Annotated in this window: 15 protein-coding genes and 1 pseudogene; 9 read left to right on the top strand and 7 right to left on the bottom strand. The window is 62.5% G+C overall.

Annotated features, from left to right (window positions below):
• Positions 1-202: 202 nt before the first annotated feature.
• On the bottom strand, positions 203-928 hold the full coding sequence (locus tag AKV04_RS07765) for a UTRA domain-containing protein (RefSeq protein ID WP_054005893.1): 726 nt from the start codon (positions 926-928) through the stop codon (positions 203-205).
• Positions 929-946: 18 nt separating this feature from the next.
• Complete coding sequence (locus AKV04_RS07760) at positions 947-2,305, bottom strand: formimidoylglutamate deiminase (RefSeq protein ID WP_054005892.1); 1,359 nt, start codon at positions 2,303-2,305, stop codon at positions 947-949.
• Between the two features lie 125 nt (positions 2,306-2,430).
• On the opposite strand from AKV04_RS07760, the gene hutI reads away from it, so the two are divergent.
• From hutI to AKV04_RS07740, 4 genes are all read left to right on the top strand, one after another.
• On the top strand, positions 2,431-3,597 hold the full coding sequence (gene hutI, locus AKV04_RS07755; RefSeq protein WP_054005932.1) for an imidazolonepropionase: 1,167 nt from the start codon (positions 2,431-2,433) through the stop codon (positions 3,595-3,597).
• Positions 3,594-5,126, top strand: a complete 1,533-nt coding sequence (gene hutH, locus AKV04_RS07750) for a histidine ammonia-lyase (protein ID WP_054005891.1) — start codon at positions 3,594-3,596, stop codon at positions 5,124-5,126. Before hutI ends, hutH begins: the two co-directional genes overlap by 4 nt.
• A 12-nt stretch (positions 5,127-5,138) precedes the next feature.
• Positions 5,139-6,836 (top strand): urocanate hydratase, encoded by a 1,698-nt coding sequence (gene hutU / locus AKV04_RS07745; protein WP_054005890.1) that lies wholly within the window; start codon positions 5,139-5,141, stop codon positions 6,834-6,836.
• Positions 6,837-7,054: 218 nt separating this feature from the next.
• On the top strand, positions 7,055-7,315 hold the full coding sequence (locus AKV04_RS07740) for a hypothetical protein (RefSeq protein WP_054005889.1): 261 nt from the start codon (positions 7,055-7,057) through the stop codon (positions 7,313-7,315).
• A 60-nt stretch (positions 7,316-7,375) separates the two neighbouring features.
• Here AKV04_RS07740 and AKV04_RS07735 read toward each other — a convergent pair whose 3' ends face one another.
• Complete coding sequence (locus AKV04_RS07735; RefSeq protein WP_054005888.1) at positions 7,376-7,816, bottom strand: MarR family winged helix-turn-helix transcriptional regulator; 441 nt, start codon at positions 7,814-7,816, stop codon at positions 7,376-7,378.
• Positions 7,817-7,983: 167 nt separating this feature from the next.
• Here AKV04_RS07735 and AKV04_RS07730 point away from each other — a divergent pair, with 167 nt between their 5' ends.
• From AKV04_RS07730 to AKV04_RS25440, 4 genes are all read left to right on the top strand, one after another.
• On the top strand, positions 7,984-8,412 hold the full coding sequence (locus tag AKV04_RS07730; RefSeq protein ID WP_054005887.1) for an organic hydroperoxide resistance protein: 429 nt from the start codon (positions 7,984-7,986) through the stop codon (positions 8,410-8,412).
• A 57-nt stretch (positions 8,413-8,469) separates the two neighbouring features.
• Positions 8,470-9,234, top strand: a complete 765-nt coding sequence (locus AKV04_RS07725) for an SDR family NAD(P)-dependent oxidoreductase (protein ID WP_054005886.1) — start codon at positions 8,470-8,472, stop codon at positions 9,232-9,234.
• A gap of 167 nt (positions 9,235-9,401) precedes the next feature.
• A complete protein-coding gene (locus AKV04_RS07720; RefSeq protein ID WP_202905582.1) occupies positions 9,402-10,262 on the top strand; it encodes a dimethylarginine dimethylaminohydrolase family protein in 861 nt (286 codons plus the stop codon).
• Between the two features lie 43 nt (positions 10,263-10,305).
• Positions 10,306-10,764 (top strand): DUF1294 domain-containing protein, encoded by a 459-nt coding sequence (locus tag AKV04_RS25440; protein ID WP_235815573.1) that lies wholly within the window; start codon positions 10,306-10,308, stop codon positions 10,762-10,764.
• Here the strand turns inward: AKV04_RS25440 and AKV04_RS07710 are convergent.
• Positions 10,761-11,465 carry a peptidoglycan-binding protein gene (locus AKV04_RS07710; RefSeq protein WP_202905581.1) on the bottom strand — a complete coding sequence of 235 codons (705 nt, stop codon included), beginning with the start codon at positions 11,463-11,465 and terminating at the stop codon, positions 10,761-10,763. The genes AKV04_RS25440 and AKV04_RS07710 overlap by 4 nt on opposite strands.
• Positions 11,466-11,873: 408 nt before the next feature.
• On the opposite strand from AKV04_RS07710, the gene AKV04_RS07705 reads away from it, so the two are divergent.
• Positions 11,874-12,059 (top strand): hypothetical protein, encoded by a 186-nt coding sequence (locus AKV04_RS07705; protein ID WP_054005884.1) that lies wholly within the window; start codon positions 11,874-11,876, stop codon positions 12,057-12,059.
• Positions 12,060-12,104: 45 nt separating this feature from the next.
• Here AKV04_RS07705 and AKV04_RS07700 read toward each other — a convergent pair whose 3' ends face one another.
• The 3 genes and pseudogenes from AKV04_RS07700 to AKV04_RS07695 all read right to left on the bottom strand — a co-directional run.
• Positions 12,105-13,178, bottom strand: a complete 1,074-nt coding sequence (locus tag AKV04_RS07700; RefSeq protein ID WP_054005883.1) for a DMT family transporter — start codon at positions 13,176-13,178, stop codon at positions 12,105-12,107.
• A 309-nt stretch (positions 13,179-13,487) separates the two neighbouring features.
• Positions 13,488-13,760, bottom strand: coding sequence for a hypothetical protein (locus AKV04_RS26110; protein ID WP_156317415.1), 273 nt, complete (start codon positions 13,758-13,760; stop codon positions 13,488-13,490).
• Between the two features lie 3 nt (positions 13,761-13,763).
• Positions 13,764-14,363 (bottom strand): annotated as a pseudogene (locus tag AKV04_RS07695) (IS5 family transposase); the annotation flags it as partial.

Raw genomic sequence — 14,363 nt, 5'->3', positions numbered from 1 at the left:
CTTTCCCGATTTGGCCGCAGACAGATCGGGACGCGCCTGCCTGCCCCGGCGGGCGCGTTTGCATGCAGCTACCAGACAGGCGCGCCCCGATTTTCATCCGTGGGTTTGCGAATCAACACCCCTTGCTGAAGCGGCGTTCCGCCTTTTGAGCAATGAACCGGAAAACTCTGCCCCGCAGAGTTTTCTCTCGGTTCATGCCTGCTCAATACCGCGTCGTCATCCGATATCCCCGCCGATGCGCCAACGTCACCAGTGTCACGGCGGCGTTTTGCCACCATGTCGCGCGCTCGACACAGAACACCGGATCGCCCAAAGCGTGATCCAGATGCGCCACCATCACAGCATCCGCAGCCGCTGCCAGAAAGCTGATCTCCACTTCCGAGAATGGCACCGTCGCGACCAGCCATTCATTCGGGCCCACCTCCGAGAAATCCTGCTCCAAAGCCTGCGGCAATGCGCTGGCGTTGATCCAGCGGTCCTCCAGCTGAAACGCCACGCCATCGGCAAAGTGCAAACACAGCAGATGCACCACCTTTGCGCGCGCCTTCAGCCCCATCCGAAGCCGCAGCCAATCCGGGGCCACAACCACCTCATGGCTGACCAAAGCATAGCGATATTCCGCTCCGGTTTTCTCAATCTCTGAGCGCACCACAGGCATCTCAAACCGCGCCTGCCGGATCGGCGCCATCCGCACCCGCGTTCCCGCCTTGCGCTTGCGGTCCAGAAAGCCCAGATCGGACACCTCGCGCAAAGCCCGGTTCATCGTGGTGCGTGAGACGCCGAATTCTTCCGCCAACTCCACCTCTCCGGGCAGCAAAGTGCCCGGCCCCCAAGGGCCTTCGGTGATCCGCGCCACGATCTCGGCCATCACCTCGCGAAAGGTCGTCGTCTCGGCCTTTGGCGTCTCGGTCCTTGCAGTATCTGGCATGCTGGCCTCCTCAGCGCCCTATAGCGCGTCCACCAGCCCCTGCACAGCCACACGCCAGCCCGCAATGATCTGATCACGCTGCACATGCCGCCCGCCGCGCACCTGATGCCGCCCCGCCGACCACAGGTCAGTCACCACCGCATCGGATGCCGCAAACGCCAGCCCATCCAAAATCTGATCATTCCGCAAAGCGCAGAGCGAGGGGTGCGACAGATCAATCGCCACCACATCCGCCAGCATCCCCACCGCAATCGCCCCGGATTTGCGCCCCAAAGCCTGCGCGCCACCTTTAGCCGCACCCAGATAAATCGCCTGCCCGACCGAGCCTTCGCCCAAAACCATCACATTGCGCGCAATATCGCGCAGCCGCTGGCTATACTCCAACGTCCGCAATTCCTCTGTCAAAGAAATCCGCACATTGCTGTCCGACCCAATCCCGAACGCCCCGCCCGCCGTCAACCATCCCGGCCCATTGAACGGCCCATCGCCCAGATTGGCTTCGGTGATCGGGCACAACCCAGCCACAGCCCCCGAACGCGCCAACCCAACCGTCTCCGCCTCCGTCATATGCGTCGCATGAATGGCGCACCAATCGTCATTGATCGGCGTATTCGCCAGCAACCATTCCACCGGACGCGCGCCCAGCCAAGCCGAGATATCCGCGACCTCTTTCGGTTGTTCCGCCACATGAATATGCACCGGATTGCCCGCCGCAATCGGCAAGGCCCGCAGCAAATCCCCCGGATTGGTCGCCCGCAACGAATGCGGCGCAATCCCCACACGGGTATCGGCAGGCAGTGATCGCGCCGAAGCCCGCGCCGCCTCAACCAGCCGCGCAAACCGATCCACATCATTACCAAACCGCAACTGCCCCGCGGCCAAAGGCTGCTCGCCCGCCCCGCCGTAGGTATACAGTACCGGCAGATGCGTCAGCCCGATCCCGGTCAGATCAGCCGCAGCAAAAATCCGCCCCGACAACTCGGCAATATCCGCATAGACCGCGCCACCCGGCTGATGATGCACATAATGGAACTCGCCGACTGAGGCATAGCCCGCCTCCTGCATCTCCATAAACACCAGCGCCGCAATGGCTTGCATCTGCTCCGGCGTCAGCCGATCCAGAAACCGATACATCAGATCGCGCCACGTCCAGAAACTATCCCGCCCGGCGATGCGATGCTCGGTCATCCCCGCCATTGCGCGCTGAAACGCATGGCTGTGCAGGTTCGCCAGCGCAGGCAGCAGCGCCGACACAAGCACATCGCCCGTCTGCGCCTTAGCCCCGACGGATATGGCGCTGATATGGCCATCGGCCACAGTGATCCTGACATTCTCAGCCCAACCTTGGGGCAGCAAAGCGCGGGTAGCAAAAATCACAGCAGCGACTCCTTATGTGTAGACATAATAAACATACTCGCATAAACAGCGACTCGGCAATAGCTTTTGCGAGGCATCCCGTGCATCCTTCCCCGATCACCCTTATTGGCCTGCAAGCCGCCACGATGCAGGGAAAATTAGATCCCTATGGCCTGATCCAAGACGCGGCTTTGGTGCTGTCCGAAGGCCGAATCGCATGGGTCGGCCCCCGCGCTGACCTCCCCGCCGCACACGCCCACCTGCCGCAGAAAGACATGGGCGACCGCCTGATCACCCCCGCTTTGATCGACTGTCACACCCACGTCGTCCACGGCGGCAACCGCGCCGTTGAATTTGAAATGCGGCTTCAGGGCGCAAGCTATGAAGAAGTCGCGCGGGCGGGCGGCGGCATCATCTCCACCGTCAAAGCCACCCGCACCGCGTCCCAAGACGATCTGGTGGCGCAAGCCCTGCCGTTCGTCGATGCCATGATCGCCGAAGGCGTTGCGGTGATCGAAATCAAATCCGGCTACGGTCTGAACCAAGAAACCGAACTCCGCATGCTCCGCGCCGCCCGTGAAATCGGCACCCTGCGCCAGATCACCGTCAAAACCAGCTTCCTCGCCGCCCATGCCATTCCCCCCGAATACAAAGACCGCGCCGACGCCTATATCGACGAAGTCGCCATCCCCGCCCTGCACGCCGCCCATGCCGAAGGCCTTGTCGATGCGGTGGACGGTTTCTGCGAAGGCATCGCCTTCTCCCCCGCCCAAATCGAGCGGCTGTTCACCGTAGCCCACGCCCTGAATATCCCGGTAAAACTCCACGCCGAGCAACTCTCCAACCTTGGCGGTGCAGCCCTCGCCGCTCGCTTCAACGCCATCTCAGCCGACCATCTGGAATATCTCGACGAAGCAGGCGTCATCGCCATGGCCAAATCCGGCACCGTTGCCGTGATCCTGCCCGGCGCGTTCTACACCCTGCGCGAAACCCAAATGCCCCCCATCGCGCTGCTTAGAAAACACAACGTCCCGATGGCCGTCGCCACCGATATGAACCCCGGCTCCTCCCCGATGTCGTCGCTCCTCCTCGCGATGAACATGGCCTGCACCCTGTTCCGCATGACCCCTGCCGAAGCGCTCGCCGGGGCCACCACCCACGCCGCCCGCGCCCTAAGCCTACCCACCCACGGCACCCTAGCCCCCGGCCAAACCGCCGACCTCGCCGTCTGGAACGCATCCCACCCCGCCGAACTCGCCTATCGCATCGGCTTCAACCCCCTTCATCAACGCATCATCGGAGGCGCGCTTTGACCGCACTCATCCTAACTCCCGGCCAAACCACCCTTGAACAACTGGTTCGCATCTACCGCGACGAACTCCCCGTCACCCTCGACCGCGCCGCCAAGCCCGGCATCGAACGCGCCGCCGCCGCGATCAAAGCCGCCGCAGCAGGCGACGCCCCGGTCTACGGCGTCAACACCGGTTTCGGCAAACTCGCCAGCATGCGTATCGCCCCCGCAGACACCGCCACCCTGCAACGCAACCTGATCCTGTCGCATTGCTGCGGCGTCGGCGAAGCGATCCCCCGCCGCCACGCCCGCCTGCTGATGGTCTTGAAACTGCTCAGCTTTGGCCGCGGAGCTTCCGGCGTACGCTGGGAATTTGTCGAACTGCTCGAAGCCATGCTGGCAAAAGGCGTCACCCCCCAGATCCCCGCCCAAGGTTCCGTCGGGGCCTCCGGCGACCTCGCCCCACTTGCCCATATGACCGCAGTCATAATCGGCGAAGGCGAAGCCGAATACCAAGGCCAGATCCTGCCGGGGGCAAAAGCCCTCGCCGCCGCTGGCCTGACCCCCCTGCAACTCGGCCCGAAAGAAGGTCTCGCCTTCATCAACGGCACGCAATTCTCCACCGCCTTCGCCCTCGCGGGCCTGTTCGACGGCTGGAACGCCGCGCAATCTGCACTGGTGACGTCGGCCCTCTCGACCGACGCCATCATGGGCTCCACCGCGCCGCTGCAACCCGAAATCCACAGCTTGCGCGGTCACGCAGGCCAGATCGAAGCCGCCGCCTTCATGCGCGAATTGCTGGCCGGTTCCGAAATCCGCGAAAGCCACATCGAGGGCGACGCCCGCGTGCAAGACCCCTATTGCATCCGCTGCCAGCCGCAGGTGACGGGTGCCGCGATGGACGTGCTGCGCCAAGCCGCGACAACACTGGAAATTGAGGCCAACGCCGCCACCGACAACCCTCTTGTGCTGACCGAGGCTGGCCTGATCGTCTCTGGCGGCAACTTCCACGCCGAACCGGTGGGCTTCGCCGCCGACATGATCGCCCTAGCCCTCGCAGAAATCGGAGCCATCGCGCAACGCCGCGTCGCCCTGATGGTTGATCCGGTGCTGTCGTTCAACCTGCCGCCGTTCCTGACCCCGCGCCCCGGCCTCAACTCGGGCCTGATGATCGCCGAAGTCACCACGGCGGCGTTGATGAGTGAAAACAAACACATTGCTATGCCCTGCGTGACCGACAGCACCCCCACCTCTGCCAACCAAGAAGATCACGTCAGCATGGCCGCGCACGGCGCTGTCCGCCTTGGCAAAATGGTGCAAAACCTCAACGTCATCCTCGGCGTCGAAGCCATCTGCGCCGCCCAAGGCGTCGATTTCCGCGCCCCGCTGCAAACCTCTACCCCGCTGCAAGCCGTCGTCGCCCGCCTGCGCACCGAAGTCGCCACCCTCGGCGATGATCGCTACCTCGCCCCCGATCTGATCGCCGCCGCCAATCTGATCGCCACCGGAGCCTTGGCCCAAGCCTCCGCCCTCACCCTTCCCACCTTGTAACCCGAGGCTGACATGAACAAACCGCTCGACAATTCCCGCCACAATATGCGCGACATCTACCCCGCCACCGGCACCGAGATCACCGCGAAATCGTGGCAGACCGAAGCCGCCATGCGGATGCTGATGAACAACCTGCATCCCGATGTGGCTGAAAACCCGCATGAGCTGGTGGTCTACGGCGGCATCGGTCGCGCCACCCGCACCTGGGGCGATTTTGACCGCATCGTCGCCACGCTGAAAGACCTTGAAGACGATGAGACCTTGGTGGTGCAATCCGGCCGCCCCGTCGCCGTCGTCCGCACCCACAAAGACGCCCCCCGCGTGCTGATCGCCAACTCGAATCTGGTGCCGCATTGGGCGACTTGGGACCATTTCAACGCCCTCGATAAAAAGGGCCTGATGATGTATGGCCAGATGACCGCGGGTTCGTGGATCTACATCGGCACACAGGGCATCGTGCAAGGCACCTATGAAACCTTCGCCGAAGCGGGCCGCCAGCACTACAACGGCAGCCTGAAAGGCAAATGGATTTTGACGGGTGGTCTGGGTGGTATGGGCGGCGCACAGCCTCTGGCGGCTGTGATGGCCGGAGCCTGCTGTCTGGCGGTGGAGTGTGACGAAACCCGCATCGATTTCCGCCTGCGCACCCGTTACGTCGACGCCAAAGCGCATACCCTCGACGAAGCCTTGGCGATGATCGCCGAATGGACCGCCAAGGGCGAAGCCAAATCGGTGGGCCTGCTGGGCAACGCCGCCGATATCTTCCCCGAACTGGTCCGCCGCATGAAGGCGGGCACCGCCCGCCCCGATATCGTCACCGACCAAACCTCGGCCCACGACCCGCTGCACGGCTATCTGCCGCAGGGCTGGACCGTCGCCGAATGGCGCGCAAAACAGGAAACCGACCCCGCAGCGGTGCAAAAAGCCGCCCGCGCCTCGATGCGCACCCATGTCGCCGCGATGGTTGATTTCTGGAACGCAGGTGTGCCAACGCTAGATTACGGCAACAACATCCGCCAAGTCGCCCTCGAAGAAGGTCTGGAGAACGCCTTCGCCTTCCCCGGTTTCGTCCCCGCCTACATCCGCCCGTTGTTCTGCAAAGGCATCGGCCCGTTCCGCTGGGTGGCCCTGTCCGGCGACCCGGAAGACATCTACAAAACCGACGCCGCGATGAAGAAACTGTTCCCGGAAAACAAGCACCTGCACAACTGGCTGGATATGGCCGCCGACCGCATTGCCTTCCAAGGCCTGCCTGCCCGCATCTGCTGGATCGGTCTGGGCGATCGTCACCGCGCCGGCCTGATGTTCAACGAGATGGTGAAGTCTGGCGAACTGAAAGCCCCCATCGTCATCGGTCGTGATCACCTCGACTCAGGCTCTGTCGCCTCGCCCAACCGCGAGACCGAAAGCATGATGGACGGCTCGGATGCAGTCTCCGACTGGCCGCTGCTGAACGCCCTCGTCAACACCGCCTCCGGGGCCACCTGGGTTTCCCTGCATCACGGCGGCGGCGTCGGCATGGGCTTCTCGCAACACTCCGGCGTGGTGATCGTAGCTGATGGCACCGATGATGCCGCCAAACGCCTCGAACGTGTGCTATGGAACGACCCGGCTTCCGGCGTCTGGCGCCACGCCGATGCGGGCTACGAGACCGCTATCGACCACGCCAAGGCCCAAGGCCTGCGCCTGCCCACCATCTTGGGCAACTGACCCAACCCCTTCGCAGGACCGGACGCTCCACCCGCCGGTCCTGCAAAGACCCTGCAAATTTGACTAAAATTATCATCCTCTGCGCTCAAGTATCCCACGGGGGAAGCGGGTTTGGCACAAACCCGCGTGGGGGTGTGAAACCCCCATAACCCCTGCTGGGAACAAGAGCCGCCCTCCTGCGTTACCCTTCTGTAATGGTTCATCAGAAGGGAAACCCGATGTCCGCTCCGAACACGAATATCGAGAAACAGGCGCGCCGTCACCGTGGCCCGCTGATTGGCATGGCACTGGTTGTGGTGTTTGGTGTCGCGCTGATCCTGTATTGGCTGTTTGAAGAATCCGCCAAATCCGATCCGCCCGCGCCGCAAGATCAGATTGAGTCCGCACCCACGACCCAAGTGCCCGTGACACCAGCCCCCGGTGAGGGCGCCATCATCGCCCCGCAAACCGGCACGGCACCCGCGCCAACCACCCCGTAAGCAAGCAAAACCGAGCCGCCGGACCCCTGCGGCGGCTCGGCCCCATGCAAACCTGCCCACCTAATCCGCGCGCAACTGGTCGCGCAGGCTGTTGACCTGATCGCGCAGCGCCGTCAGCGCCGCCAGCGTCATGCCGGACTTCTCCAGGATACAGCCCGGAATAGCCGCAGCCCGCGCTTGCATCCCGCGTCCGGCCTCGGTCAGCGACACCCGCACCTGCCGCTCGTCCCGCGCGTCGCGCGCGCGCAGCACCAACCCCTGCACCTGCATCCGCTTCAAAAGCGGTGTCAGCGTGTTACTTTCCAACTGCAACGCCGCCCCAAGTTGCCCCACCGTCTGACCATCCTCGGCCCACAGCGCCACCAGCACCAGATACTGCGGATAGGTCAGCCCGAGCGCCTCCAGCAAAGGTTTATAAGCGTGCTGCATCGCGTGCGTCGCCGAATACAGCGAAAAGCAGATCATCTCGGCAACGGGCAGGGCGGCAGCTTTCTCATCCATGGCGATACTCCTTTCCAGCAAGATAGATCGCACGCGATTAATTCACAAGATCGGCGGGAACCACCGCGCCCGAAAAGCATTAACCTAAGCGCCGACCTATGAGGGTTGACGCAAACACCGACTCGGGCTAAATACATCGCACACGATTTAATCGCAAAGGATACATCATGCCGACGAAAGTAGTCTACTCCACCGAAGCCACCGCAACTGGCGGCGGCCGTGATGGCAAATCGGCCACCAAAGACGGCGCGCTCGCTGTCACCTTGGCCGTGCCGAAAGAAATGGGCGGCACGGGTGCGGGCAACAACCCCGAGCAGCTTTTCGCTGTGGGATATGCCGCCTGCTACCTCGGCGCGATGCGCTTCGTCGCGGGCGCTGAGAAACTCGGCACCGTCCCGGCTGACGCCACCGTGACCTCGACCGTCGGCATCGGCCCGCGCGCCGAAGGCGGCTTCGGCATCCAAGTGGCGCTGGCGGTGTCGATGCCCGGCGTCGATCGCGAAACCGCGCAGAAAATCGTCGACCGTGGCCATTTCATCTGCCCCTATTCGAACGCCATCAAAGGCAATGTCGAAGTGACCACCACCCTCGTCTAACCGCTTGAAAGCGCCCCTTGCCCTGCTAGGCTGCGGCCAACAGGGCAGGGGGCACATATGGATCGGCTAAAAGGCAAGGTCGCAATCATCTCGGGCGGAGCTACCGGCATCGGTGCCGCAGCCGCCCGCCTGTTCGCCGCCGAAGGCGCTGCGGTGGGCATCATCGACCGCAACGTCGATGCAGGCCAAGCCCTCGCCTTCGATCTGGTGCAACAAGGCCGCCGCGCCATGTTCGCCACCGCCGATGTCTCCCAAAAATCCCAAGTCGATGCCGCCGTCGCAGTGGTCAAAGCCCAACTCGGCCCGGTCAACGTGCTGTTCAACCACGCCGGAACTATCGTTATCAAACCCTTCCTTGAAACCGAGGAAGAAGATTGGGACATGCTGTTCGACGTGAACGTGAAATCCATGTACCTGATGACCCGCGCCGTCCTTCCAATGATGCTGGAACAAGGCAAGGGCTCCATCGTCTGCACCTCGTCAATCTCGGCAGTCTACGCGACGCCAATGGAAGTGCTCTACGACGCCACCAAGGGCGCATGCCACATGTTCGCCCGCGCCATCGCGGTCGAATTCCGCGACAAAGGCATCCGCTGTAACGCCGTCTGCCCCGGCTTTATTGAGACACCGCACGGCTTGCGCGAAGTCAAAGAACTCACCGCACTGGGCGTTGATGCCTCCGACACCGCGATCAAAGCCGCTCAGGGGCGCTTCGGCCAACCCGAAGACATCGCCCGCGCCGCCCTCTACCTCGCCTCCGACGACGCCGAATTCGTCACCGGCACGCAGTTGTTCGTCGATGGCGGCTTTTCCGCCGTCTGACCCCAACGGAGTCGCAAATGTCAAACCCGCACTGGATCTACACCCAAACCGTCAAGCATTTCGCCGCCGGGGCCGAGCCACCCTTCGAAGATCCCGCCAAATTGATGGCGAGCTGGGGAGCCGTCTGAGGTCTCGACAATGACGTAGGCCGCATCCGCTCGATCCTGATGCACCGCCCCGGCCCCGAGATGAACGTGGTTGATCCGGCGCATCGCCTGCCCGAGATCGGCTCCTACGGGGACCCCGCCGTCGGTTGGTATTTCCAATCCGACAGCCTCCCCGACCGGCCCCTGATGCAAGCCCAACACGACGCTTTCACAGCCAAACTGCAAGCCGAAGGCGTTGAGGTCTACTACCTCGACGGCGACGCAGGCATCCGCCTGAAACAAGTCTACACCCGCGACCCGTTCATCATGGTCAAAGGTGGTGCGATCATCTGCCGGATGGGCGCGCGCATCCGGCGCGGCGAAGAACTTGCCACCACCCGCACCCTCGCCCGTATCGGCGTGCCAATCCTGCGCACCATCTCAGGCACCGGCGTGATGGAGGGCGGCAGTTTCGCGTGGCTGAATGAGAAAACCTGCGCCATCGGCATCGGCATCGGCATCGGCGTCCGCGTCAACCGTGAAGGCGCGGAACAGGTCGGCGAAGTCCGGCGCCGCCAAGGCGTAGAATTGCTGATCGTCGAACTCACCGGCTATGACATCCACCTCGATGTCTCGTTCCTGATGATCGACCGCGACCTCGCGCTGCTCAACCCGATGGGCCTGCCGTTCAGCTTCCTCGAACAACTCACCGCCCGCGGCATCAAATACATCGAGATCGACCCCGCCGATGATCCGTGGATCAACAACTCCCTCGCCGTAGCGCCGGGTAAACTCCTGATGCCCGAAGGTGCCAGCAACCGCACGCTGGATCGCCTCGCCGCCCATGGTGTCACTTGGACAACGCTACCCTATGGCGCCGTGCAGAAAAACGGCGGCGGCCTGCACTGCTCGACCGCCCCGTTGCGCCGCGATCCGCTTTAGCGACACTGGCAGGAATTGGGCCTCATAACGCCGAAATCCTGCCATGATCCCCCGCTACACCCGGCGCATGATCACAAACATCTTCACCCCCGGCACCACAGGTTTTGCGGCGCTTTGCCTTGCCGCCTATCTCCTGCTGGCCAATGTCCTCGCCTATGCCGCCTTCGCCGTGGATAAATCCCGTGCCATCTGCGCCGAACGCCGTATCCCGGAGCGTAGCCTGCTGATCCTCGCCACCTTGGGCGGCTGGATCGGCGCGAAATTAGCCCAACACCGCTTGCGCCACAAAACCCGCAAACAGCCGTTCGGCATCTTGCTGAACCTGTCCGTGCTGATCATCCCCGGCCTGATCGCAACCGCCATAATCCTGCAATCCGACCTGACATGGGCCAGACTCACCACCCAAGCCAGCACCACCGCGCAAAGCCTGCTTGCCACCGGCACAACCGCCGACATTCCCACCCCGCCGCGCCGCTTCGGCCCCGGCAGCGACGCCCCCTAACGCACGATCAGCGCAAAGGCGGTGATGAAATTGCCGCTCAGCTTCATCCCCGGATAATCCGTCACCTCCAACGCCCCGCGCCCCACGGGAAGCGAGTTGTTCACCCGGATCATCCGGGTAAACGCCACTGGGCCCGAGTAATAGCCGCTGATCACCACCGCATGTGCGCCGCCATTCACCCAGTTGCCGCACATGATGATCGGCCCGCGCCGCAGATACGGCTCCAGCCCCTCAATCTCTGCCGGAGGTTGCCGCACCAGCCGCATCCCCAAGGAAATCGCATACAGTTCCAGATTGGCCATATCTGGCCGCAAGCCGCCGCCATTGCCATCCGGCGTCACCGGGTCAAACTGCGCCTGCCCCGGTATCGCACTGGTCATCCGCCCCGAGGCCAGCCCCCCCGACACCACCCAGCAGGTCATCCCGGTACTTTGCCCGATCACCGGCAGCGGATGCACCAATTCCGTCACCAGCCCCAAGGCGCGCCAGCTTAAAGGCCCCGCCACCCCATCCGGCACCAACCGCCCGACCGGCCCAGTATAGGTGCTTTGAAACCGCCGCAGAGCTGCATCGGTCAGACGGCCAAAAGCGCCATCCTCGTCCAGCACCGCAATCGAGCGGTCATGCACCAAAGCATTGTTCAACATCCGTTGCAGGAAAACGACATGAGGGTCATGGCTGCCCATGCGCAAAGTAATCATCAGAGCGCTCCAAAATCGAAGGTCTAAGAAAGGTCGCGAAAATCTGCCGTCAAACTGCACGAAGGCTAGCACAGCTTTCGCGCTCGCCAAGCAGATTTTTGCCAGCGCTAAGCACCCGCCAAAATGCCCCGCGTCACACCCGTCAAACTGCTCGGTCAATCCTGCGCGCAACCCCCGGCTTTCATCTTGGCAAAAATATCCCCGCCGGAGGCATCCCACCTCGCCCCCCCCCCCGCGCGCGCGTTCAGAACCGGGCGGATCAAGCATCGGCAAGCGTAGGTTGGGGTTCCTCCCCACCCCACCGCGCCATAGGCCATTCCCCGCGCCCCCTCCCTCCAAACGCTAGGGCCGCCGCCCGATCCGTGTTACCCTCCGCGCACCCAAGCCATATCGCATCAGGAGGCCCCGATGACCAAACACCTCGCCGATCACCGCACCGCATCCGAGGGCGGCCGTTTGCAAAACTTCCTGCGCCTTGAGCGCAGCCAATCCCCGACAGCCCCCCGCATCCTGCACCAACGCCCGCAATCGCGCAGCGACGACAACCCCCGCCTGCAACACTTCCTGCGGATCGAGCGCGGCGAGCAGGCCTGAACCAACCGTCCTAACGTCTGGGATGGGCTTCACTCGCTCCGCGCGCTAAGACGCAGTGTCCGTGTGGCTGTGCCGATGGTGCAAATCTGGATAATGCGGATGTTTGTGCCGCATCGGTTCATGCCTATGCCAATGTGAATGCGGCTCGGTGATCGCGCCGTCATGCGCGTGTTGATGGTGAGCATCGTGACTGTGCAGGTGATCATGCTCCAACGCTTCGTGATCATGCGTGTGGTCATGCCGCTCTGAAAGATGCAGCCAAAGCCCCAAAGCCATCAGCACCCCCGCAGCCACCAGCGACACCGTAAGCGACTCGTTGAACAGCACCAAAGCAAGCACAGCCCCGATGAACGGTGCCAGCGAGAAATACGCGCCCGTCCGCGCGGTTCCTAAGTGCCGCAGCCCTAACATGAACATCACAAGGCTGACCCCAACGCCCAGAAACCCAACAACCGCGCCCGCCGCCAAAAACCTTGCATCGGGCAGCGCCGCGCCAAGCCACAACGCCAGCGCGAAATTCACACAGCCCGCCACCAGCCCCTTGATCATCGCGATCTGCACCGGATCAGCCGAGGACAGCTTGCGCGTCAGGTTATTGTCGATGCCCCAGCACAGGCACGCCCCAGCAATCAACAGCCCGCCCATATCCAACCGAAAGCTTTGGCCATTCCAAGACAACAACACTGCCCCGCACAGAATGGCCCCCGCGCCAATCAGCAACCGCCGATCAACGTTCTCGCGAAACACCACCCAAGCGATCGCCATCGTTGCCAGACCTTCGAGATTAAGCAGCAACGCCCCCGAAGCTGCCGAGCTGCGCGACAGCCCCAGCATCAACAACAATGGCCCCAGCATCCCACCAAACAGCACCACAGCCGCCAGCCACGGCAGATCAGACCGCTGCAACTTAGCCTCGGCGCTGGGCAACCCAATCAGTGGCCGCCCCCATGTCACCAAAGCCAACCCAGTCCCCGCGCCCAGATACAAAATCCCCGCCAAAAGCCACGGGTCCACCGATCCCATCAGCAGTTTCGACAACGGCGCAGAGGCCCCGAACAAAATAGCCGCCCCAAGCGCCAAAGGCACGCCGGGCCACAGATGGGAATGAGGTTTTGTCATCGGCAAAGCTTAGCACGGGTCCGTAAACGCACAAGGTCAAGATGCGCAACTCAGGGCCGCGCCCGACCTCGGGACGGCGCACCAACACCCGTTCTATGCGCTTTATGCCTCAACCCCTCCCACAGAAATTCTGCTGGCCCCGCTGCAAACGCGCCCTCCCAGGGGGAGGTCGGGCGCGGCCCGGCGGCGCTAAAGCGCCTTGATTCCGGGCAACAGAAAACTTGTAGGATGGGATTCACTTCGCGATTCAAACTCGATCACGAGATCGCTAACACTGTTGGGGCTGCTTCATGGGCAATTCATCGTCAGTCATTTTTGTATATTTGTGGCACTTTCATCTGTTTTGATCAGGCTGGAGGGTAGCCCTGCCTGCTCAAGAGACGAGCGAATATTTAGCTGGGCTCGACGAGAATCTAGTGCCAAACGCTCAACCGACTCCGCATCACGGGTCATGTCATCCGAACCAGACACTTCATGGCGGAGTGTTCTTAATATCTCATCGTGAAAATAAGTCGCCCAATAGTATGCATATCCTTCTCCCCATTTATCGAATGCCTCCTTTGAACTAGGCTCAGGACTCATTGATCATATCCAGAAGATGACGATGGCTGCTATGGCGATGGCTGACATGAAAGTGTGGGCGCAGCGGTCGTAGCGGGTGTGGATACGCCTCCAGTCCTTGAGTTTGCCGAACATGTTTTCGATTTTGTGCCGCTTGCGGTAAAGCAGTCTGTCGTGCGGTGTCTGGATTTTCCTGTTGGATTTTGATGGGATACAGGCCTCGATCTTCCGATCTGCAAGGGCGTCTCGCAGCCAGTCGGCATCGTAGCCCTTGTCGGCAAGGAGCGCCTTCGTCGGGGGCAGGCTTGACAGCAAGGCCGCCGCCCCGGTGTAGTCACTGACTTGGCCTGCGGTCAGAAACAGGCTGCGCGGGCGGCCTTCGCTGTCGCAGACAGCGTGCAGCTTCGAGTTCAACCCGCCTTTGGTGCGTCCGATATACCGGGGAAGAGCCCCTTTTTGAGCAGGCTGGCTGCTGTGCGGTGCGCCTTCAGGTGAGTGGCATCGATCATCAACTCGGCTGTCTCGCCGCCGCCTTTTGCCAGTTCCAGGAAGATGCGTCCGAACACGCCCAACTCGCTCCAGCGGATGAAACGGTTGTAGATTGTCTTGTGTGGCCCGTAGCTT

It is taken from the genome of Cypionkella psychrotolerans (assembly GCF_001294535.1).
GTDB classification, from domain to species: domain Bacteria; phylum Pseudomonadota; class Alphaproteobacteria; order Rhodobacterales; family Rhodobacteraceae; genus Cypionkella; species Cypionkella psychrotolerans.
This window is presented reverse-complemented; position numbering and strand designations above follow the sequence as displayed.